The following is a 22,300-nucleotide window of genomic DNA, read 5'->3' as shown; positions in this document are numbered from 1 at the left end:
ATGACCAAACCCGTGATGATCCTTGTCGCTATCGCCGCCATCGCGGCCGTCTGGATCTTCCGCTACGACGTTTCCCCGCTGCAGGACCGGCCCGGCGCCGTGCGCCTTGATCGCTGGACCGGGACCGTGGTGCTGTGCCCGTCGTCGGAGTGCTGATCGGGACGGCTGGGCCTATTCCTGCGTTTCCTCATCCCGCGTCAGGGCGTTCGCGCTGCAAAGCGCCTCGAACTGGTCCAACTGACTGCGCAGTCCGGCGGGCTCGATGCTGCTGAGAAGCGCGGGAAGCACCGCGGCGATGTCGGCAGGATCGACCCCCTCGGGCACGGTTCCGGTCCCCGCCGCCGCGAGCATGTCCACGAAGGACTGCGTGATGACGGTCGAGAGGCCCCAGTAGGTGCCGCCGGCGAGCGAGCAGGAATAGCACCCGGCGCCCCAGCCCAGACCTCCGGCGATGCGCCGGGCCGCGTCCAGTTGGGTGGCAGGCACGATCAGGGCGGCCTGGTGGATGTAGTCGGTCATCAGGCGATACCTCCCGAAAGATCGGCGTAGTAGGTGCGGAGCCGTGCGATTTCGGCGGGAGTGGGGATGCTGTTCGCCTGCACCGAGCCATACCACCGGATGTTGGAAACGGAGGTGCCGCTCACATTTACCGGCGTCGCGCTACCATCCGTCAGCGCCACGCCAACTCCGGAGGATACGATTCCGTTTACGTTGAGGGTGCGAAAGGTTGGCTCGACGTATCCGGTAACCAGCAGATCGACACCAACGACTGACGTGGGATACGTGACACCCGTGTTGGCGCCTGCCACGCTGAAATTGACGAGCTGCGGGGTGTCCTGCACCGTGAAAAGGAGCGGGTGTCTATGATAACTCTCTCCGCCCGAACCTCTATTGGAGAAGACATGCGGAAACGATCTGTTCAGCGTGATCTGCCGGAAGGCCGACAGGTGAAAGATCTCCGTGGAGAACGGAAGCGGAGCAGCGGATGCGAGCAGGTCGTCCACGCCGTCGAAAAGCAGCGACTGCAAGATGCCGCTCGCCGGGATCTTTTTCAGCGAGACGCTCTCCACCACCGCCTCCGTGGGCTGGTTGTTGACCATCTCCACGTAGATGGTGGAGACGCCGGGGGTGATGGCGATGATCGTGGTATCCGTGGTGTTGGCGGAGGTGTGGATGGTTCCGCCCCCGACGGTGGTCCCGACCTTCAGGATGCTGGTGCCCGAGCGCCTCGCTACCTCCAGAAGATAGGTGCTGCCGGGTGTCACCGCGACCGCGGCGTAGGCCGCCGCCGCAGCCTCGGCATTCCGGTTGAGGGCGAGCCCGCCGGCATCCCATGTCATCGTGCTGGTGGCCCCGGTCCTGTTCGTCCAGGAGGACACGTCCGCTGCGAACTCACCATTCGGCACCAGCTCCGGGCCGTTGGCGGGCGTGACCTCGTCCCAGGAATGACGGTAGACGGGCCTCGCGGCGGCGGTCGCCTGAGCGAGGTGATTTCCCGCCACAGCGCGAAAAGAGACATTGCGGATCTTGTAATCCGTAGGCCCGGATGCACGCTTGAACAGGGGCGAGTTCGCATCGCCCGACTGGCGACACCAATAGAACTCCTTGACCCCGAGCGAATTGATGATCTTGCCGTAGTTTCCGACGATGATGCCGCCGCCGACGGCTGCGATCTCGTAGACTTCGAGGCGCACGCGATAGACCGCTCCGAGGGGCAGCGTGATGGTGTCGCCCCTGACGTCCGAATAGGCACCGGCGCTCGAATAGATCCTGTAGTCATTCACGCCGAGGATCTCGGACTCCCCGGAGACCGTCGCGGCTTCAAGGTTCCAGGCATCCGCGCCGTCGGCCAGCCCCTTGCTCTTGTCGAGCATCCCGCCGACCGGGTCTCCCGGCGAGGTCACGGGGGTGCTCATGGCGCTGTCCTGGAACAGCGTGCTCATGTCGCTCGGATCATACCAGGCGGCGAGGCTGCGCAGGGCGAGGGGAGAGAAGGGCTTCCTGTTGCCGAAGACATACCCGGTTCGGCCCGGCAGGATCTTCCCCAGCGCCCCGAAATTCAGCCGGGTTGCGGATAGCTTGCCGCTCATCAGGCAGCCTCGACCGTTTCGGTGATGACGACGCCTTCGGCGCGAGTTGCGCGCCACAGGCGCTTCCCATCCGCAAGCGTCAAAGACCACGGTTCGCCGGGGCGGATCGGGTGTCCATAGGCGATGTGAAAGAGGGGGGCGGTGTCATCGTCGGTGATCGCGAAATACACCGTCTTGTCCGAGGTGTTCGCCATCAGCACATCGGTGTCGCCTGCTGCGGTGATCCTGCCATCGGCATGCCAAGTGATGGGGACGGTCTTGCGCTCAGTGGCCATTGTCGGGCTCCTTCATCCAGCGGCAATGCCGCGCTCCGTAATCGTTCTCCACAGCGATCTGCTCGACCTCGCTGCGGTTGGTTGCGACCATCGCGCGCGCGGTCGCGGCGGCGAAATGCTTGGGCGACGTCACCACGTCGCAGAAATCACCCGGCACCGCGCAGGCGCTAAGGGCGAGTGATGCGGTCAGCCAGATCGTCGTCTGTTTCACGGCGGGCGTCCTCCTTCAGGGTCTGGACCTCTCGGCAGGTCTCGAGCCGAGCCGCGCGGTCGGCCAGACGCTCGGCGCGCGCGTACTGCCATGCGGCAAAGCCGGACACGGACAGGAAAGCCACGATCAGCGCCCGCAGGATCATCGCACCAACCGCCAGTTGTTGAGCGCCACGGCGCCGGTGATCGCAGCCACGATCCAGATTGCCGTTTCGCCATCGTTCAGGAACAGCCAGAAGACGATGGCTCCGGCCAGCGCCAGCTTGACGACCACCCAGCCGCGGCCGAGGCGGGTCATCAGCCACCGGATAACCGGGTTGCCCTCGATCGCATCGCCCTCGCGCAGGGCGCGCTCAGTCGTCACCACGTCTGCCAGCTGCGCGACGATGTAGGCGATGATCGCGAGGGTCATGTGGCGAGCCCCCGCAGGCACATGGCCTTTTCCTCGGCCCTGCGGTTGACCAGGCCGCGCAACACCCTCCCGCCAGCCTTGTTCCACCAGGTCAGCGCCTCGCAGCCGCCGCGGATGTCCCCCGCATTCAGGCGCCGGGTGGCGGTGCTCCCCCCGGCGCCGGCCACGCCCACGTTGTAGGCGAGCGAGACATAGGCTGCGTCCCGCGCAGGCGGCAATCGGCCCGCCCTGGTCTCGGCCGTGAAATACGGATGCAGCCCCGCGCGGAAGACGATCAGGCGCTCGGCCAGCATCGCGGCGCATTGCTCGGCCGTGTAGGTGTCGGTCGGCTTCACGCCCAGCGTCTCGCCGTAGCACACCGTCCAGATCCCGACAGGATCTCGGTAGGCTTTGGTCCTCAGCCCCTCCCAGCGCGACACAAGGGGGATCGCCTCGGATAGGAATGTGCGCTCCGCGCTCTGAGGCGAGGCAGAGGGGGCTAAGTCCGGTATGCCCGCCACCCCCGTGGCCGCCGGGCCGTCTGCCGTCCACAGCGCGCCCCCCAGCGCCAGCGCCAGCACCACGCCCGCCACCCAGATCGGACTGCGCGTCCTGGTGCGGTCGATGCCCTGATCCTTGATCCGCCCGATCGCGCCGTAGACCAGCAGCGCCAGCGCCAGCCAGAACCAGAAGCGGGGCGACGTGTCGACGTCCAGCAGACCGTAGATCAGATCGGGCAGCACGAGGCAGAAGATGCCCAGGTAAATCGCCCACATGCTATGCGCGCGCGCTGCGACCGCGCGCCAGTTTTCGATCAGTCTCATTGCTTTCTCCCAAGGATGTGAGCGAGCCGGAAAGGCTCGGGGTAGGTGATGCAGGTGATGATGTTGTAGTTGGGCCGGTCCTCGTCCGGGATCGCCAGCAGTCGGGCGCGAAGGATCAGGGTAAGGCCGACGATCAGGCACATCTCGAAGAGCATGTTGGCATTGAGGCCGCCCAGCATTTCCCGAACGGCAGGCCAGCCGTCGCCCATCACGATACGACCGAAAGACCAGTAGACCGACCGCCCGATCGAGCCGAGCGCAAAGAAGAAGAAGCCCCAGGCGAGATGCGCGGCAGGGGGCGTCATGGTCGCCAAGAGGTTCGGGATGTAGGCTCGGGCGGTCCACAGGCCGAGGATGAGCGTGGCCATTGCGGTGATGTGGTGAAGGGCCATCAGGTATCCTCTCTCGGCCGGCGGGAAATTTCGTCGAGGGCAGACGCGATGCTCTGAACCATCTCCTCGCGACGTTGCTTGAGTAGGGCCAACCTGCGCTCTTCCTCGGCGATGAGTGGCGCCGCATCGCGGATTTTGGCGTCGGAGCCGCGCGGGCTTGTCCTTATCCGGAATGGCCAGACCATCAGCGCAGGCCTCCTACCTGTATTGCCGTGGAAATCCGCTCAAGCTGGGCGAGCGTTTGTTCCTCGCGCCGGATTGCCTCGGCCAGGCCCTGTTTCGACTGCTCGATGAGCCTTTCCGTCAGGGTCTCTATTTTCTGATCCCTTGACGAAATCTCCTTCAGCAGCCGGTAGCGGTCATAGCCCATCGCAAAGAGCATGATGCCGACCGTGCCGAACCTCTCGAACCACCAATCAAGCGTCATGGTCAGGCTCCCTGCAGCAGTTCCGCGATCCAGTTCACGCCGTTCCAAGTGCAGCGCATCAGCCTGTAGGTGGTATTGGTCAGGATGAGGTCGGCACCGCCCACGCACCGGATATTCCCGGAATTGTGCTTGAACGTGATCTGATCGCCGCTCGACACGTTCCGGAACAGGAGGGTTCGATACCCCACCGCCGTAATCGTGTTGAGGTCATCGACCGTTCCTGTTTCCGCCTGAACGCGGAACACGTCACCGAAGCCCGCGCTGGGCGTGATGACGCCAGCGGCGATGGTCAGCAGGGGAGGGGTGGCGGTCGGATTCTGGCCGTCCCCGTAGATCCTCTCGGCCAGCCAGTTCACGCCGGTCCATGTGCAGCGCACAAGGCGCCGATCTGTGTCGGTCAGGACGATGTCCACGCCACCGGCGCACCGGATATTCCCGGTGCCGTGCTTGAACGTCATCTGGTCGCCGGTCGTCAGGTTGCGGAAGATGATCGTGCGATAGCCGGTTGCGGTGATCGTGGCGATGTCGTCGGTCGTCGCGGCCCCTTCGCCGCGCACACGGAAGACGTTGCCGGTCTCGGGGACAGTCAGAACGCCCGCAGCCACATCGAGGACGGGCACCGTGCCCGCGGCCCCGTCGATCAGCCCTCCGGCGAAATGTCTGGAGGGAGAAAGTATGCCATCCACGGTCAGCGCAAGCTGCGTGATGCCGCCATATTTCAGCAGGAATTTCCAGAGGTCGGAAGCATCAGGCCGGAGGGACCACCTGTTGTTCAGGCTGGTGATGTCGTCGGAAAGCTGGATGACCGGGTCATTGCTGTTCTGATCGCCAGAAATCCGGACCAGCGCAGGCGCCCGCCCGCCGACACCGTTTTGCCCGCCGACGCCCACAAAGAAGTCATCCGAGCCAGCGCCGCCCACGTTGATGACCTTCCCCTTGAGGCGTGTGGGAACGCTTTGTGCCTGCATGCCCGCGCCGGAGCCGATGCCGACGAAACGCACGTTGCCGGTGTGATGCGTGACCTTCAACTGGCCGGAAGAACTGAGCCCGGCCGGTGCGATCCGGTTCGGAATTTCGCTGGTGTCGTCCCCGAGGCCGGGCGTCTCCGAGGGGTTCCCCAGAAAGATGACGTCATCACAGCGCCCGAGGAGGACCGGGAAATCGGAAAAGGTCCGTACCGAACTGCGGATGCAATGGGCGCGGATGCCCTTGTTCGTGCCGCCGGTCTCTCCGTCGATGCAGACGGCCGGGTGCCAGGGGAGCGACGAAAAGCGGTCAGGCCGGTCATATCCGAAGATCCGGCCGCCGAGCATCGCGCCGGTCAGGCCGCCCTCGACCGCAGTCCCGCGCGAGCCGAGGATGCCGATGCCGGATGTGACGTTGCCTTCCCACTTCAGGTAGTCGGGGTCAGGGTTGCCGTCGCCGGGCTTGTTGTTCTGCATCAGCCCGAAGTCTTTGAAGAACCCGTAGATGTTGATGTCGATGCGCGCGTTGGTGCCGCGGTTGAGGTAGCCGCAGGTGTATCCTGCCTGCTGGTTGTCGGTTCCGCGCGCGATGCGGTTGGCGCCATCGCGATGGTGCTGGTACTGCACTATGCCGAAACCGGAGATGTCGCCCCCGTTCGGGGTCGCGTTAATCATCATCGGGAGCGGATTGGCATGCGCCTTGATCGGGTGCCCGTCGACGTGGTCGGCGTTGTAGGGGTCTCCGAACCCGTCAAGCAGTTCTGCGAATGCATCGGGATCGGGGTCTGCAAGCCTGCCGGTGTCGTACAGAGCGTTCGTCGTCGGGGTGCCCATGAAGATGATGTTGCCGCCGGGCAGTTCCTTGAAGGAGCCCGGCATCAGGAGTTCCTTGAAGTCGTTGCCCTGGTTGAAGGGCATCAGCGGGGCACCTCCGAAGCCTTTGATGACGGGGTTGTCGGGCATGATGAGGACGCGCCCGTCGTGAACGCCGAAGTTCGCATCGGGAAACCAAAGGCTGTCATTGCTGTTCAGCCAGCTTTGCAGCGCCGCGCCACTGTCGAAGTTCTCGGGGTCGTGGGTGGCGTCGAATTTTGCGCCCCAATCGAACGGAGTATTGAAGGCGCTGATGCGGCGGTTGCCGATCTGAGCAGGGGCGGCAAGTTGCAATGTGCCGCTGGCAACGTCGTAGATCAGGCGCCCGCCGTCCCCGTTCACGGGGGGCAGGTCGGGGAACACGGTGGCCCCGTCTCCCATCCGGACGATGCCGGTGTCTGTCTCCAGGCCAAACTCGCCTGATCTCAGGACCGGGGCGGCGGCGGCCCACTGTGCCGCCGTGCCTTTGCGTTGCGTGATGCGAATGGTTTCGGGCATTTGGGATCTCGCGCATAGACCTTGCGGTCAGATGGCGCGCATCCTGCACAGCCTTTGGGCCTCTATATCACGATCTTGCCCTATCGTTCCACCGCTGACGCTATCCCTAGTAGATGCCGGGCGCAGCCTCCGAGCGCAGCCGCGCGTTGAGCCGCGGGTTGAGGCCCACACCGCCTTCATTCCGGCCCGAGGCCGCCATGCGGGACTTGAGAGACTGGCGAATGTTGTCCATTCCGATGGGCCACTCCGGGGTGTTGCTATTGAAGGCTTCGATGCGGCGGATGGTGCTTTCGGTCACGCCCCCACCGTCTCGGATGTCGTCCGTTGCCTGCCGCAGAAGCCCCCGGCGCTCATTGGTGATCCGCTTTTCGGCGTTCTTCAGCTTGGAGTTGGTCGAATACCGCTCCGAGACCTCGGCGGGGGTGAAGCCCAGGGCCTCGACCAACACCTGATAGATCGTCACCTCATCGAGGAGGGGATCGCCGTTGTAGGTTTCGACGCCCTCGGAAGCGTAGCGCCCGGCCTGCATGAGGTCGCGAACGAATTTCGGGGCCGCGGTTTCGACGCCGCGCCAGATGTGCCCGTCCGTCGCTTTCTGGACCCCCCGAAACATATTCTCGGCCATGCCTGGAACCGCGCCAAGCATTTGCTGCAGCCAGTAGTTGTAGACGTCGTCACCCTCAAGCGTCCGGTCAGATGTTCGGAACCACAGATCGGGCATGCCGAGGCGGGAGGTCAGATCGACACCAGCAAGGTGGCCGGGAACGCCCTTGAGCATCATGCCGGCGACGTCTTTGCCAAAGAGGTCGACCAGCGATCTCTTGAGGCCTTCCTCGATGTCGTCCTCGCCGTCATCCGCAAACAGACCAAGCAGCGCCACGGTCAGCCCGTAGCCCCAAGTCCCGGTGATGCCCGCATGGAGCATCATGGACATGGTGATGCCGGCTAACTGGCCGCGCGCCTCGGCCCTTTCCGCCGCGCTGGCGCCATTCAGTGCCTGGTGCGCGTCCCGGAAAAGCCTCCAGAGCATGTTCAGTTGGAAGTTGCGGAACACGAGGGCCACCTTGGCGAAATCGTTCTGCATGAGCCTGGGCCGACTGGTGTTCTGGTAGTCGAAATGGCTCTTCCATGTGAGGTCTGCCGCCTTGTCTATCGCGGCGCCGTGGCCGAGGCCGTGAGCCTTGGCCAGACGGTAGGATGCTAGGAAAGTCACCTCTCTGTTCAGCCGCTCCGCATGGTGGAAGAACCACGAAATACGCGCCATCCATTTGGCCCGAAGATCGCTGTACTCCACGCCCGTCTCTCCGACACCCGCGAGGTCGTGGCTCTGCGTCTTGTCGATGGTCCCGCGCCGGTAGGCTTCGGCCAGCGCGGACTTTTCGTCGGTGGTCAGGCGGGACGAGTTTTCAGTGTGTCCCTTGCCAACTAGGAAATCCTGACCAGCGCGCAGGATCTGCTTGGCCGCTTGCGCGACGTTGGCTTTCGGAAAGGCCGCGGCCATGATCGGGATGCCGACCACCGACGTCTGTGTGATGTTCACCAGAGCGGCGGCCGGGGTCGCCCCCAGATAGTAGACGAACGCGGCCGATGTCGCGATCTGCGCGACCGCGCCGCCGGTCGGGTTCATGGTGAAATCATGCCTCCGCTGCATCTCCTGCACGATCAGGCCTGCGCGGTTGGGGTCATCCGCCCTTTCCGCCTCGAGCCGGGCCTCCTCCAGCGCGCCCTGCATGTCCATCGAGAAGTGCAGCTTGGCCAGCTGGTGAGACCCGTGAAACATCTGGCGACCGAACGACCGGAAAGCATCGCTGTTGAAGCCTTCGGTCCCCTTGCGGTGGATGCGGTTGGTGCGGATCGAGCGATCGGGAAGGGTTTCGAGCCAACGCTGCCAGATCATGTCCATCACATTCTCGTCGCCCACTTCGCTGCCGATCAAGTCCTCGATGTCGGCCACGAAGTTCGGATCGACCTGCCCCTTGGCGTCAAAATCCTCGTCCACCACACCGACCTGCACCTCTTGCCCGTCGATCCCGCGCTGTTCTCCAGCGAAAGCCTGCTGATCCTTGACCTTCTCGAACCGGCTGAACGAGAGCACCTTGCCGGTCTTCTTGTCGCGGACGGTGACGTAGAAGGTGCCGAAGCGCATGAGGGGGAAGTAGGGGCCGTCGAGGCGATTGGTCTCGAATTGCGCGCGCAGCGAGGTCAGCCGCGCGCCTTTCCTCCAACGCGACCGGGTCTTGGCATCCTTGAGCCGCTGATCGGCCAGAGCGACGGCCTCATCGCGCTCCGGGCCGGTCAGTCCATCGTCGCGGATGCGGGCCATGTCCGCATCGTGGCGGCGCTCCGCGCGCTTCACCGCCGTATCCAGCGCCTTGTCCACGTTGGACAGCACCGCAGCGTCAAAGGCATCGGCAAGGCCGGCATACTGATCCCGCACCCGCCGGAACATGGCCTGAAACTCGGGGGGGAGTTTGTCGAACCGGCGCTTGAATGTGCGATAGTCGCCCATGCGCACCACGTCTTCTGCCGCGCGGCGATCCGCGGCATCACGGGCATAGCTGCCTATGGCGGCATCCCTGATGATTTCGGCATCCTCCGGCCGGGCCTTGGGTGCGAACGGCTGGGATGGATCGACGCCAGCCCTCGTCGTGTCATGCATGAGGTTCATCATGGCGACGTTCGATGCGCCATCATTCGCCAGCAGCTTGCGCCAGTCCTGGGCGACGGTGTCGGTCTTGTGGTGCCATTCGTCCCGCATGGCATCCATGCCCTCCTTGAGGTGGAGGTACTTGGTCGCAGAAGGTAGCGCGGCGCCGAGTTCGGAATAGAGGGCGCGACCGGGCACCAGACCCAGCAGGCCGACCTTTCCGCCCATGGCCTGCGTCAGCAGCCGACCGATACGGCCCCGCTCCGCGGCGGTGACGCCACCAGCCTTTGTGGGGTCAGGTGTGGGCGGCGCGCGGTCGTCCTCGCGCGGGTCCGGCGCATCATCACGCATTTCGGCATCGCCCTTGCCGATGGACTTGAGAACGTCGGCGCGCGTTGCTATCTTCACCTTGCCGCTGCGCCGTGCCCTTGGAAACGATGCTGATTGGGGGTCTTCCCCAGTAGGTCCAAGCCCACGGCCAGCGGTGAATCTGCCATTCTGGTCGCGCGGCGGCAACCGCCCGCCCACCTCGCCCTCGGCGATCAGGCGCATGGTGCGCCCTGCGTTCTGGAAGCCTCGCCCGATCAGTGCATTCGCCAGCGCCCGGAAGAAGTCCCGCGCTTTTGACAGCGCGCCAGTCCGGTCAGTACCGCCATCATCGCGGAATCGCCGGTACATCTCGGCCACGGCCTCTTCGTGCAGCGCGCCGACCGGGAGGTCGGGATACCGCTTGCGCAAGTCATCCATGCCCGCCGCGTCCCGCTTCGCCTCGCGGACAAGACCGCGCCACTCGGCGGCGGTAAACAGCCCGTAGTCGCGGCCCCATAGGGACTTGTCTCGCAGCGCGTGGACGATTTCATGCCGCAGGACACCGACCGGCCCGCTGACGGCGTCTGCTTTCACGCGGATGCGACCTCGCCCATAGGCCCCCGCCGCATCTCCGCTGGCGGTGTCGGTAATCTTGCGCACCACCTCTAGGCCGACCTTCCCGTCCAGCCCGTGCCGTTCCATCTCTTCCCGCAAGGCCTGGGTGATGTGTCGTAGTTCCGCCCGCGTCAAGGGCGCGTCGGGCTCCACGGCATCCCAGCCCTCCGGAGCGCGCATTTCCGCGTCTTCCTGAGCCGCCTTCGTTTCGCGGATCATCTCGCCCTCAAGGTCGCCGATGGCTTCCTCAAGTTCCTCCAGCTTTGCCTGATCCTTGAACGGAGGCAGCTTGTCGAGGGCCTCCCGGTCGGCTTCCAGTTCCTTCTGCTTCTCCGTGATGCCTCGCTCGACGCTGACGGGAAGGGCCCGGACCTTGTCCAGCGCGGTTTCAAAGCGCCGCATCAAGCCCACCGGGTCATCGCTGAACCCGACGTTCATCAAGTCATTTGGGCCGTCCCGGAGGTAGAAGTTGGCCGCGCGATCAGCCAGGGACGTTTCCAGCATGATGTCGAACCCGGAAATCTGGCCGACCGTGCGATCGAGCTGAGACTTCCCCGTGCCGAGCATTGCCTCGGCCTCGTCCAGGAGCGAATTGCCCGCCTCTTTGCGCGTGACGACATCCTCGTTCGCGATGGTGGCCACGAACTTGTCGCCGGACAGATCCTGTACCTTTGCGGCGGCAGCTTTGTAGCCCGCCAATTCGCGCTGGCGCCCATTGATGAACTGCTCGTTGTAGCGAATGGAGGAGCGAAGGCGGTCTCTCTGCCTGCTGGCGGCGCGGCGGCGGCGGTCCATCATGTCACGTTCGCCGCGCATTTCCGTCAGCTTCAGGACGCGCGGGTCGGCTGTCGACATGGCCTTGGCCTGCTCGTAGGTGCTGGCTTCGCCCAGGTCTTCGATTTCCCGCACGTTCGGGTCGCCACGAAAGAACCCTTCGATGAACCCGGCCTTTCGGGCCATCATCTGCCACATGGTCGCGTCGTAGGTGCCCTTGGTCGAATAATCGTAGATGCCGATTACCGGGTTCATGTTCCCTTGGCGGATGCCGCGACCGTTCCGCTGCTCGTCGTCGGCCGGATACCAGAGGGGGTCAAGGTTGTGGATCGCGCGTAGGCGGCGCTGGGCGTTCACCCCCGTGAAGATGCTTTTGGACCCTATCAGGATGCGCTTCTTGCCATCATTCATGTCCGAGAATGCGCGCTGCTTTCGAGCGTGGTTGGCCTTGATGTCTTCGGCCATGACGATGTCATCCGCCGGGACACCCCGTTTCACGAGTTCTGCTCGGATGAAGCGATGCACTCCGAAATCAGGGTTCTTCTTGGTTCCGGAAATCCCCATTGTCGCGAACACGATCTGCGTCGAAGGGCCGACCTCTACGGGCTTGTCTGTATAGCCTCCTTCCGGCTTCACGCCATGGAGCGGGGTCTCCTTGCCCTCTTTCCAGACGCGGTAGACGTTCTGGATCATGCGCTCGAGTTTGGAGCCCTCGCCGGTCGCGGTCGGATCCACCAGCCGCATGTCGATGGCCGATGACCGCCCGTCGCCAATGACGGTGAGCATGATGTCCTGCCCCGGTTCCGGCGGTCCCTTCCTGCCCTCTATGGCCTTCATCCGAACGCCGAGTTCCTGCTGATAAGCTTTCACCTCTCGGGAGGGTTCGACCACGACCAAGTTGCGCTCACCGCCTTCCAGCTTCGGTCGCGTTACCAGATTCTCAAGGTCTTTGGACGACACAATGTCCATGATCTGCCGAACCATCAGGGACAATTCGGGGGCGTTCACGAACTTCGAGAAGCGGGCGACCATCTTGTAGGAGCCGTCCGGGTTCTGCTCCATCGCCTCTTCAGTCACGCCGAAGGTGGCCGCCCACGCATCGAAGGCGGAAATCCCCCTTGCGTCGAGGGCGTCTGGCTGGAGATAGCGGCTGATAGTGTAGAGTTCCGCCATGGTGTTCGTGATGGGTGTGCCCGATGCGAAGATCAGGCCCCGGCCGGGGTTTTTCGCCTCGATCGCCCGCGTCTTCACATAGAGGTCCATCGACTTTTCGGCGCCCTTGGCGTCAATGCCTTTGACGTCGCCGTTCGTGGTGGCGAAGCTGAGTTTCCGGAACTCATGGGCTTCGTCCACGAACAGCATATCCACGCCGATCTCGTCAAAGTCGAACACCTGGTCTTTGCCGGTGTCGGACATCTCTCGCGACATGCGCTGCTCGGCCGCCTCTATCAGCCGCTCGATCTTCTTGCGGGTGGAGACGCCCTTTTCCTCGCTGATCGCCTTCACGTCCACGCCAAGGGTGCTGCCGATGGAGCCAAGGGCGCCGAGGATTGCCCTGTCCGCTCCCTTTTCATCCGACCCGAGGTTGTCAAAGGCATCCTTGATGTCCCGCAGCATCACCGTGACCGCGGCCTTCTTGCTCGCCTCGCTGGCCGGCACTTTCTCGAAGCCCGAATGGGTAATGATGATGGCGTCGTAGTCCCCAAGAGCAGCGTCGGCGACGAACTGCTTCCGCCGCGAAGTGTGGAACCTCTTCTCGTCAGCGACGAGGATCTTGGCGAGGGGGTATTGCTGGTAGAACTCTGTCGTGAACTGCACGAGCATATGGTTCGGGACCACGTACATCGGCTTTTTCGCGATGCCCAAGCGCCGCGCCTCCATCCCCGCGCCGATCATCGCCGAAGTCTTCCCGGCTCCGACCGTGTGCGCCATGTACGTGTTGCCGGTTTGGAGTATCCGCGCGACGACTGCCGTCTGGTGCGGGCGCCAACTCCAGGACGAGTTGATACCAGGTGTGGTGAGGTAGCCGCCATCGAAAGCCGGGGCCACTTCGGCGTTGAACTTCCGGTTGTAGAGGTCGACAAGGCTGGCCGCCCGGTCGCTATCCGAGAAGATCCATTCGGAGAATTTCTCCTGCAGTTCTTTCGCCTTGTCGATGGCCGCTTGGGTTGCGGTTTCATCCACATAGGAGGGCTTGTCCTTCGGCCGCCTGACAACCTCGATCTTCTTGTTGTTCATCAACAGGTGCATCAGCTTTGCGAAAGGCTTGTCTTCGGTGCCCCATTGGCTCGTAGCCGCGGCTCCGCGCTCGGTGCCCTCGACCGTCCAAGACCCGAGGGCGCCGCGAAACTTTGCCTCCAGCATCAGGTCAAGAGAGGCGGCGAAACGGCTGTAGATGTCGTGGTCGAACCAATGAGCGCCCAGCGGGACGCGGATCTCATCTGAGGAGATGGGGTCCGGCATGATCTGGCGCAGATCGCGCACGTTCCGCTCCATGGCGGGGTCTCTGCCCATGGCAGCTTCCGCCGCGGCCAGCTTCTCGTAGATGTTCCCGGACAAGTATTTGCTGCGGGTCTCCCACTTCCCGGTTTCCGGATCGCGGAAAATCTTGCCTTCCAGTTCGGACGTGACCGTCTCTGCATCGCTCTTGGCCAATTCGGCAATGCGCACCGGCTCGACGCGGCCGGTCTGCGCCAGGAGGAAAAGCAGCGCGTCCTCTGGGGAGTTTATCACCGGCTCGACCGATCGCGTGACCGCCGACTCGGAGAAAACCCGCGTCTTCTTCGCCGTGTCGGTTTTCTCGTCGTACTGCTCGACCGCCAGCAGGCGGTAGCTTTCCGGATCATCCATGAAGGCGTCGATATTCGGGCGCTTGACGATGATGGTCTTCGGAACGTCTTCCGGGTCGAAGTCTCCCTCGCGGTATCCCGGCACCTGCCGCGCTTCATCCCGCGCGCGGGCAATCTCGTGCATCTTCATCCCGCCTTCGATCAGCGGGCCGCTATCGAAGCTGCCCACGTCGAAGGCTTCACCGCGCGCTCGGGCGTCAATCTCGGCCTGCTGCCGCGCCCCTTCGATCTGAACGCGGGATGGCGCGCGTTCCTGCCTGATCTGCTTCCCTATCGGCCCATGGGCCTTCACAAAGGCGTCGTAGGCCCGGTTCAGTCTGCCGCGGGCTTCCGAAGCATCGGTGCCGTCCAGATCGGCGGCATAGACATCTCGCAACGCATCCTTGATGGGAATGAGGCGCTGGATGGCGTCCATGTCTCCCTTGGGCATGCCTTTGCTGTTTTCGCGTGACCGGCGCTCCACCTTCCGGCCGACGTTCCCATCGAACTGGTAGAGGTCGCCGTCATTCATGTAGTAGCTGCCGGATTTCTTCTGCGCGTGTTCCACGTCGAGCGCGTCTAGGCTCACCGATGCCTGGGCGGCAGACATGATCGCGGTCGGGAAGTGTTCGATGGCCTCGGCGAGGTCAGCGCGAAGATCCGCGCCGGGGCGCGGCCGGACGCCGATGCGCGGCGCGCCGGTCAGCGTATCGAATGCACCCTGCTCACCAAGGATCATCTCGGGGTGGTCCACGAAATACTGGTTCACGGAAAGGCTGTGTATGGCCCCGTCGCCATCGGGCAATTCAACGCTGGCCGTCTTGCGCCACGCAGGATCAGCCTCGGCTTCACCCTCAAGGCGCTTGCGCAGCACGATGATGTCCGTCGTCACTTCCGTGCCGTTCTCCTTGAAAGCGGTGTTCGGCAGGCGGATCGCGCCGACAAGGTCGGCCCGGTCGGCGAGATAGTCGCGGGCCTTGCTGTCGATCTTGTTCATCGTTCCGGCAGACGTGATGAACATGAGCAAGCCGCCCGGCCTCACGGCATCCAGCGTCTTGGCAAAGAAATAGTCGTGGATCATGAACCGTTGCGGATAGTCGGGGTCGGCCTGGATCTGCGTTCCCGAGAAGGGCGGGTTGCCGATTGCCATGTCGTAGAAGCCCTGCGGTAGCTTCTCCCGGATGAAATCCGCCTGCTTGATCGAATGGCTCGGATAGAGTGCCGCGGCGATCTGGGCCGTCACATGGTCGAGTTCCACGCCGGTATAGGATGTGCCGACCGGCGCAGTCCCAGCGAAGCCGCCCACGCCCATACCGGGCTCATAGACCCGGCCGCCGCGGAAGCCGAGGCGTTCGGCGAGCGTCCACATGCCGCGCAGCGCGCTCTCGGCGGTGTAGAAGGCATATTGCGACGTCCGGGAGAGGGTCGCTTTCTCATCCGCCGAAAGAAGTTCATCCAGTTCGGCGGCGAGGTCGGCATGCTTGATCGAGCCATCAGAGCGGGGAAGCGCCCCCGCCAGCGTCCCGGCCCCACCGTATTTCGCAAGTGCGGCGCGTTCTTCCACAGTTGCCGGACGGCTTTCAGCCTGCAAAGCCCGGAGGGTTCGGATCGCTTGGATGCTTTCCCGTGCGCGGGTCTTCTCGCCTCGGGCGAGTTGGAGCCCGCCGTGGGGAATTACATGGTTTCCGGGTCGCTCGTTGCTTCGGCGAGTGCGCTCTGAAATGCCGTCTCGCGCACCATCAGTTCGCGGTTCGGATCGCTCTCCGGTACGTTCTGGCTCGCGATCTCTGCTTCCGCCACGGCCACGATCTTCCGCACGTACTCCTCCAGCTTCCCCGGCCCCCGCCGTTGGATCGCCGCGGCCTTCTTGGGCGCGCGGTCCACCATCGCCATCATCAGTTCGCTTATCATCGGGCGCCTCGCTGGGGGTCGGTTCCGCGTCTGTATCAGATGGGGGCCGATCAGTCGAGTTTCCAGCCTCGATGTTCTCCAGAACGCCCGACTTGATGAGCGTTCCCACTGTGCGGGCGTCGTCCATGCCGTCAATGCTGATGTCGTGGTCTTCCATCATGTCGCGCGCGCCGTTGTACCAGGAGCGCAGATAGGGCTTGAGGCTGGCGGGGGTCGCGCCCAGGTCAGCGGCGAGGGCGCGCGTCACGTCGATAAAGCGCCGCGCCCCCGCCTCGATGTGGAACACCGCCAGTTCCGCCCCCAAGGCCATGATCTCGGGATCTATGCCCGCGTTGATCTGGTTCTTCAGCTTGTCCTTGAGGCGGGCGCGCAGTTCAGCGGCCCGGTCGGCGCTTACCAGTTTGTTCGACGCACCATAGGCGGGCTTTGCAGGCTTCGCGGGTTCTTGATCGGGTTTTGATCCGGCGGGCTTGGAATTGGGGAGGGGCGCATTCTCCCCCTCCCCATCCTCGGTCTGCGCGGTTTGCGCAGGCTCCGATGCGGGGCTTTGGGCCATCTCTGCGACCTCATCCACCCCCTGAGTATTCATTTCAGCCGTCTTCGCGAAAGGCCGGGTGATCGGCGCCGTGGGCTTGCTCGTGTCGCCTTCCAGCCACCGCTTGAAGGTCTCCACCGTGACCTCGGAAAAGGAGCCGATGCGCTCGTCGGCCCGGCCATCGGAGAAGCCGCCCCGGTAGAGGTCGAGGGCGGCGGCGCGAGCGGTCGTGCCCAGCACCACCTTATGCTCATCGAACTTGCCGGTGTCGGGGTCGATCTGGTTGACGATCAGCACATAGTCGCTGCGGTCCACCTCGCCCATGTAGACGTCCACATGATCACCGTCCGCGCCCTGGGTGCGCTTGAGGTAGCCATAGTGCGCGGGCATCGTGACGGACCATTCCTTGCCGTCCGGGGCCTTGCCGCTGCGCTCCGAGCCCTTGGCGTTCTCGATGGTGACGTCGAGGCCCTGCCATGCGACGTGCCCCATGCGATAGTTCCCCGCCTCCTTTTGCGCGTCGGTCGGGTTCGTCTCGGCCTCTGCTGCTGCGGCGTCCACCTTAGCCTTGGCCGCGCGTTCGGCGTCTGTCAGGCCATCCTTGCCCACGCGGTTGATGAAGATGCGCGGGCCGGACGGATCCGCATCCGCTCGCGGCGGCTTCGGCTCAGGGTTCCGCACCGCGACCACACCGCCCTTCTCCGGCACATAGTCGAAGGCGTCGGGGTCTTGCTTGTAGCGCCCCGCGACGGCCTTCCGTGCGGCCGCCTCGTCACCAAAGGGTGTGCCGTCCTTCTTGGTAAAAACCTGTTCCGTGGCATAGGTGTCCCGTGCGCCACTGCCGTCCGCGTCGATGTTGTCGCGGGCCAGCATCCGACCATCAATAGGGTCGCCCTTGGCGTTGAAGGTGCGCAGCATCGGACGGTCGCCGTCGAGGGCGGCCTGATCGACACGGTAACGGTCCCCGTAGACGTCCGTGACGTAGGTAAGGGCGGGCGCGACCGGAACCCAAGTCTGCTCCTTCGGCAGATCCTGCGCGCGCGGTTCGGCGATGTAACCGCCTTCGACCTTGCGGACCTGCCATTCGCTCATATCGCCGCCGCGGGATTTCACCGCGCGCCATGCCGCCGCATCGTCCTTGAACGGCTCGCCGCCCTTTCTCGATAGGCGCTCGGGGATCGCACCCCCTTGGGCGCTTCCGCCGTTGGTCGGCGCCGGTCCTTCTCGCCCATTCTCGATTTCATTGACCCGCCGGTCGCGATCGCGACCGCGAATGTCAATTCCGGGCTCATTGAAGTGCGCCGCATAGTAGGCTTGGAGATAGGGCTCAATGGCGCCATCGTTGCCGCCGATTTGCCGCTTGTCGAGAGGTCTGCCCTCAGTCCCGTCGAGGAACCCATGCACGTAATCGAAGGCGACGGGGCTTTCGCGATGCACCCCCGCGCGCGTCGACGTTCCTTTGATGAGAGGGTCCATGAGTTTCTTGAACGCCTTGGACTTCCACGTCTCTCCGTATCTCTCCAGAACCTCCGCGTGACGAATGTGGTTCGGCTCCAACTCTGCCGCCTTCGCGGCGCTGGGCGAGACGTCCGCTGCCGACCAATCACCTACTTTGGCCTCGATCCACGACACGATGCGCTGGGCGTCTTTGCGGTGTGTGTCGGTGGCGGCTGATCCTCCCTGCCCATCGGCCACGGGCTTGACGTGCCTGCGCGCATGCTCGACCGCTTTCATGAGGGCTTGCTCCGGCGTGGGCTGTGCCGACGAACTGAGCGAGCCCCCCGCAAACCCCGGCACCTCGTATCCGCCTTCTACCTCGTATCCCCTGGCGGTCTTCACCACCTTCATTTCCATGAGCGGCGGGGCACCGCGTTTCAGGCTGGGAAGCCGCTCGATGCGCTCTGGCTCGATGTCTGCCGTTGCCGCCTCTGCCGTTGCCGCCTCCGGCGCTTCCAGCACGAACTGCTTCTTCATGCGCTCGGACAGGGCGTCGACGGCTTCGTCGGGGAAGATGTTGCGAAGTTCGGCCTCGATGCCGTCTCCCGCCTGCTCTGCGGCCTGACGGCTCGTCTCTGCCTTCGCCAGCATGTCATCGCGCGACATGCCATTCTTGAAGCCCGCACCCTTCGGGGCCTTGCCGGTCTCCTCGATCTGGGCTTTCACATCCTGCCAGAAGGCTTGGCCCGCGCGCTGGTCGGCAATGTCGGCGATGGTCTCGCCCAACATGCCGACGACTTCCTCGGGGCTCCCGGCCTCGAAATCGTTCCGGCCGTCGCGGAGGCGGCCAGTGATCTTCTCCACGTCCGGCGAGGGGAACGTGGTGTCGAAATCCCACGGTCCTTCCGGTGTGACGGAGACATTGGCAACACCTCCGTCACGGCCTTTCCACTCGAACGCACCCTTGACCTGCTGCGCGGGTTCGGTCTGGCCGGGCATGTAGGCGGTGGCGGCTGGACGCTCCTGCGGGGCGGTCGCGTGGGGGAGGGGAGAATTTTCGCCCGCCTGCTCCGCTGCCGGGGCGTCGGCGGGCTCGATCACTCGGGGAGGGATAACAGAGCGCGCCCACCGTGCGATCTCGGCGCGGCTCATGCCGTCCACATCGCGGGACGCCAGCACCTTTTGCGGGCCCTCGTTCGGATCGTAGGGCGCTACTATCTCGATATTCGTGCCGTCGCGGAGGTAGATGTCGTGCCCTTCAACCACACCATCCCAAGCCTTTGTCGTGCCGCGGTCGGCGATGCCGAGGAACTTGCCCCACTCGCGGGCGGTCTGCTCTTTCGCCGCCATCTGCGTCTCGGTCTGGCTCGGCCCGCCGAACATATCGGGTTGAACGCGGGCGTCGGGTGCGGGCATGGGCTGTGCCTGCGGCCTGGGTCTGACCGGCGCAGCCACATCGGCCGGTCTCAGGCGGTCCTGAAGTGTCTGTGCCGCATCGCGCAGGCGTTGGCGGGCGGCGGGCGAAACGTCTTGCCAGTCCGCTTCGACCATGGACCTGCCTTCGTCCGAGATGTTCCCTGCCTTGAGGTAGCCGGCCTCCCTGACGATGCTTTCCCGCTTCGATGCGCCAACCTGTGCCCACGCATCAGCATCGGCGGCTTCATCGGTCTCGAGACCGGGCGCGGGCTCAGGGTCGGGTGCGGGCGGTGCGTCGGCGATAGCGGCCGGGGCAGGGGCGGGTGCATCGGCGCCCGGCGCGATCTCCGCGGCCTCGCCCACCGGCGGGGGCATGTCCGGCTCGGGAGACGGGCGAGCGTCGTTCGAGGGGGCGACGAGCGCGACTTCGTCAACCGCATCGGTCGCTTCGGGGGCGGGAGCCGCCATCTCGTCAACCAGGGACGGGGCTTCGTCAACCGCCGCGCGCGGCACGGCCACGACGCCACCATCGACCGGCATGAAATCGAACGCCTCTGGATCGAGCCCGCGCGACTTCACCGCCCTCTTGGCGGCACCCTCGTTGCCGAACGGCGATCCGTCCTTCTTGACGATAGGCGCCGGGGCCGCCGCCGGGCCGCCGTCCAAGGTGTCGGCGGGGAGGGCTGGTTCGCTCCCCTGCTGCTCCGTGGAGGCGTCCAGCGGCACATCCGCCGCGTCGGCCCCCGCATCATCGGCCACAGCCAGGCCGGGAACTGCGGGGGCCGGGCTGGCGGCGATCTGTCCCACATCGGGCGCCAGCGTCTCGGGTGTCGGTGCGGGATCCTTGTCGCTCCCTTTTTCACGATCCTTCGCCAGCTGCTCGGCGATGCCGGTCAAGGCGTCGTGGGCATCGCGCAGGCGAGCCGTCCAACCGGCCTCCCGCGCGTGGTCTTCAATCACGCTTGCGCGGCGCAGCGCCTCCTCGGGGGTTGTCGGTTCCGTCCCATCTGCGAGTGGGTCTTTCGCTGGCGCGCGGGATTTGGCGCGCGCGCTCAAGGGGCTCTCCGGGTCGACGGCGGCCGCTTCGACCACGTCATCGGTGATGCGCGGCGCGATGCTGACCTGACCGCCCTCGAAATCGGCGCGCGGGATCTCGAACACCTCTCCCGTTTCCGCATCTTCGACGGTCAGTTTCACGCCGTCGTCGTCGGTGATCCTCCCTGCAATCCTGTCGGACCCGAACATGAGCGTGATGTCGGTGCCAGGTTGGGCATCGGGAACGATCGGGCCGGGGCCTTTGGAAAGAGCGCGCGACAGGGGGCCGGAGGGCGCGGCGGGGGCAACGGGCTCGGTCGTGCGGCCGAGTTGGACGCCCATGCGGCTGGCAAGCCGTTCGGGGTCGGCGAGGTTCTGGCGCAGGAAGTCGCGTTCTTCCGCCTCGTCCGGGTGGAGATCAGCGGCGCGCGCATCAAGGTCATTGAGGCGTGTCACGGCAAGCCCGGTGGCATCGTCCGGAGTGACTGTCCGGCGCGGCGGCGGGGGCGTGACCATGGCCGGGGAGGGGAGCCCGAGCGGCGGCTCACCCGGATCTTCAATCTGGCCCGCCTCGGGCGGGTTGCCGCGCAGAAGCGCCAGCGGCTCGCCAGCTGCCCGTATGCCGCCACCGGCACCGGCACCGGCGGCAAAGGCCGTGGCGATCCGGTCAATGACCTCGTCGCGCTTGTACTCACCGCCCGCCGCCGCGGCGGCGCCCATAACGATGGCCTCTTGCATGGCTTCGGTCGACCCTTCGACCACGGCGGCCTCCATGACGCGCGCGGCGCTCTTTTTCAGCCCGTTCTTGGTCAGGAGGTCGGCGAGTTCGCCCCTCACCGCCTTTTTCGCGAAATCGGACGGCAGAAGGCCGCCAACCACCTTGCCCAAGCCGATGGATTCAAGCGCCCACATGGCAGTCCCGGCCCCGGTCGCCAGCGACACGCGCTCGCCTTCCGACAGGTCGGTGCGTTCCTTGAGTTCCTGATTGGCCTCGCCGCCGAGCATGGCGATGGTGAGCGGTGCGGACAGCGGGCCGGAGGCGATTGAGGCACCCATTTGCGGGAGCGACGTGGCGATGTTCTCGCCCATGAACTGCACGAGGCTTCCGAGGCCTCGAATGTCCTTCCAGTCGGCGATGTTGTAGCCATCGGCCTGAATGCCCTCGATCGTTCGGCGCGCGGCATCTGCCACCGGATCAGGCGCGGTGCGAATTGCCTGGGCGCGCTCCTCGGCCGACCGGGCATCCGTGCCCACGGCCTTGTTGACCTTGGCAATCACCCGACCGAACGCGCTCTCCTCCAGCGCGGCGGCGGCATCGCGGGTGTACTCATGGCCCATCTGGACCGCCTGCGCCTCGCCGACATCGAAGGCGCGTCCAAGGCGTTCAGTCTTGGAATACCGCTCTTCGGGAACGCGCTCCGGGTAGAGTTCGTGGCCGATCTGGTAGGCGCGTGTCAGAAACTTGCGGCCCTCGGTCTGATCCTTCACCGCGCCGAGGATGATGTCGTCCACGTTCTCCCCGGCCTGAATGCGGGGGGAAATCTGCTCTGCAACGCGCTTGGCCACGGTAATTCTCGTGGCGTCGTCCGGTGCGCTGGTCCTCTCAACGAAGGCCATGAGGATGTTGGCCGGTACGCGCGTCTCGGAGGCGATAGCCTCGATGCCGGTCTTGGCATCTTGCGGGGCCTTGGCGGCGGTCGCTTCGGAGAAGCCGGCGGCGTACGGGTCAGTTGAGTAGTCAGCAGGCAAGGCAGCACCCTTCGGTTGCATGCCGTGGGGTGCATCCTGCTCCTCGCCCCGGCGGTTTCCGGGACGATAACAGAGAGCGGCAAACCGGGAAACTGCGGA

At 64.9% G+C, this 22,300-nt stretch carries 13 protein-coding genes; 1 reads left to right on the top strand and 12 read right to left on the bottom strand.

The features are described from left to right. Positions 1 to 156: a hypothetical protein gene (locus tag ACN0RJ_RS13265; RefSeq protein ID WP_417724554.1), complete on the top strand. Its 156-nt coding sequence runs from the start codon at positions 1 to 3 to the stop codon at positions 154 to 156. A 15-nt stretch (positions 157 to 171) separates the two neighbouring features. Here the strand turns inward: ACN0RJ_RS13265 and ACN0RJ_RS13260 are convergent, their stop codons facing one another. The 12 genes from ACN0RJ_RS13260 to ACN0RJ_RS13205 all read right to left on the bottom strand — a co-directional run bounded on the left by ACN0RJ_RS13260 (position 172) and on the right by ACN0RJ_RS13205 (position 22,222). After that, on the bottom strand, positions 172 to 519 hold the full coding sequence (locus tag ACN0RJ_RS13260) for a hypothetical protein (RefSeq protein ID WP_417724553.1): 348 nt from the start codon (positions 517 to 519) through the stop codon (positions 172 to 174). Next, positions 519 to 2,090, bottom strand: a complete 1,572-nt coding sequence (locus ACN0RJ_RS13255; protein WP_417724552.1) for a hypothetical protein — start codon at positions 2,088 to 2,090, stop codon at positions 519 to 521. Before ACN0RJ_RS13255 ends, ACN0RJ_RS13260 begins: the two co-directional genes overlap by 1 nt. After that, the gene (locus ACN0RJ_RS13250; RefSeq protein WP_417724551.1) at positions 2,090 to 2,365 is read right to left on the bottom strand and encodes a hypothetical protein; all 276 of its coding nucleotides are present in this window, start codon (positions 2,363 to 2,365) and stop codon (positions 2,090 to 2,092) included. Before ACN0RJ_RS13250 ends, ACN0RJ_RS13255 begins: the two co-directional genes overlap by 1 nt. Beyond that, entirely contained in the window at positions 2,355 to 2,576 is a 222-nt protein-coding gene (locus tag ACN0RJ_RS13245; protein ID WP_417724550.1) for a hypothetical protein, read from the bottom strand. The genes ACN0RJ_RS13250 and ACN0RJ_RS13245 overlap by 11 nt, the downstream gene beginning before the upstream one ends. Then, a complete protein-coding gene (locus ACN0RJ_RS13240) occupies positions 2,533 to 2,721 on the bottom strand; it encodes a hypothetical protein (RefSeq protein ID WP_417724549.1) in 189 nt (62 codons plus the stop codon). Before ACN0RJ_RS13240 ends, ACN0RJ_RS13245 begins: the two co-directional genes overlap by 44 nt. Then, entirely contained in the window at positions 2,718 to 2,987 is a 270-nt protein-coding gene (locus ACN0RJ_RS13235; protein WP_417724548.1) for a DUF5658 family protein, read from the bottom strand. The genes ACN0RJ_RS13240 and ACN0RJ_RS13235 overlap by 4 nt, the downstream gene beginning before the upstream one ends. Further along, entirely contained in the window at positions 2,984 to 3,790 is an 807-nt protein-coding gene (locus tag ACN0RJ_RS13230; RefSeq protein WP_417724547.1) for a lysozyme, read from the bottom strand. The genes ACN0RJ_RS13235 and ACN0RJ_RS13230 overlap by 4 nt, the downstream gene beginning before the upstream one ends. Next, complete coding sequence (locus ACN0RJ_RS13225) at positions 3,787 to 4,182, bottom strand: hypothetical protein (RefSeq protein WP_417724546.1); 396 nt, start codon at positions 4,180 to 4,182, stop codon at positions 3,787 to 3,789. Before ACN0RJ_RS13225 ends, ACN0RJ_RS13230 begins: the two co-directional genes overlap by 4 nt. Further along, positions 4,182 to 4,367, bottom strand: a complete 186-nt coding sequence (locus tag ACN0RJ_RS13220; RefSeq protein ID WP_417724545.1) for a hypothetical protein — start codon at positions 4,365 to 4,367, stop codon at positions 4,182 to 4,184. The genes ACN0RJ_RS13225 and ACN0RJ_RS13220 overlap by 1 nt, the downstream gene beginning before the upstream one ends. After that, entirely contained in the window at positions 4,367 to 4,609 is a 243-nt protein-coding gene (locus tag ACN0RJ_RS13215; protein WP_417724544.1) for a hypothetical protein, read from the bottom strand. The genes ACN0RJ_RS13220 and ACN0RJ_RS13215 overlap by 1 nt, the downstream gene beginning before the upstream one ends. Positions 4,610 to 4,611: 2 nt before the next feature. Continuing rightward, positions 4,612 to 6,945 carry a hypothetical protein gene (locus ACN0RJ_RS13210; RefSeq protein ID WP_417724543.1) on the bottom strand — a complete coding sequence of 778 codons (2,334 nt, stop codon included), beginning with the start codon at positions 6,943 to 6,945 and terminating at the stop codon, positions 4,612 to 4,614. Between the two features lie 106 nt (positions 6,946 to 7,051). Next, positions 7,052 to 22,222 (bottom strand): PLxRFG domain-containing protein, encoded by a 15,171-nt coding sequence (locus ACN0RJ_RS13205; RefSeq protein ID WP_417724542.1) that lies wholly within the window; start codon positions 22,220 to 22,222, stop codon positions 7,052 to 7,054. Between the last annotated feature and the right edge of the window lie 78 nt (positions 22,223 to 22,300).

The organism is Salipiger sp. (genome assembly GCF_048261495.1).
Lineage (GTDB): Bacteria > Pseudomonadota > Alphaproteobacteria > Rhodobacterales > Rhodobacteraceae > Salipiger.
This window is presented reverse-complemented; position numbering and strand designations above follow the sequence as displayed.

Bases quoted from the DNA above. Each gene is read 5' to 3' on its own strand.
- ACN0RJ_RS13265 (WP_417724554.1), top strand. From the start codon at position 1: ATGACCAAACCCGTGATGATCCTTGTCGCTATCGCCGCCATCGCGGCC.
- ACN0RJ_RS13260 (WP_417724553.1), bottom strand. From the start codon at position 519: ATGACCGACTACATCCACCAGGCCGCCCTGATCGTGCCTGCCACCCAA.
- ACN0RJ_RS13255 (WP_417724552.1), bottom strand. From the start codon at position 2,090: ATGAGCGGCAAGCTATCCGCAACCCGGCTGAATTTCGGGGCGCTGGGG.
- ACN0RJ_RS13250 (WP_417724551.1), bottom strand. From the start codon at position 2,365: ATGGCCACTGAGCGCAAGACCGTCCCCATCACTTGGCATGCCGATGGC.
- ACN0RJ_RS13240 (WP_417724549.1), bottom strand. From the start codon at position 2,721: ATGATCCTGCGGGCGCTGATCGTGGCTTTCCTGTCCGTGTCCGGCTTT.
- ACN0RJ_RS13235 (WP_417724548.1), bottom strand. From the start codon at position 2,987: ATGACCCTCGCGATCATCGCCTACATCGTCGCGCAGCTGGCAGACGTG.
- ACN0RJ_RS13230 (WP_417724547.1), bottom strand. From the start codon at position 3,790: ATGAGACTGATCGAAAACTGGCGCGCGGTCGCAGCGCGCGCGCATAGC.
- ACN0RJ_RS13225 (WP_417724546.1), bottom strand. From the start codon at position 4,182: ATGGCCCTTCACCACATCACCGCAATGGCCACGCTCATCCTCGGCCTG.
- ACN0RJ_RS13220 (WP_417724545.1), bottom strand. From the start codon at position 4,367: ATGGTCTGGCCATTCCGGATAAGGACAAGCCCGCGCGGCTCCGACGCC.
- ACN0RJ_RS13215 (WP_417724544.1), bottom strand. From the start codon at position 4,609: ATGACGCTTGATTGGTGGTTCGAGAGGTTCGGCACGGTCGGCATCATG.
- ACN0RJ_RS13210 (WP_417724543.1), bottom strand. From the start codon at position 6,945: ATGCCCGAAACCATTCGCATCACGCAACGCAAAGGCACGGCGGCACAG.
- ACN0RJ_RS13205 (WP_417724542.1), bottom strand. From the start codon at position 22,222: ATGCAACCGAAGGGTGCTGCCTTGCCTGCTGACTACTCAACTGACCCG.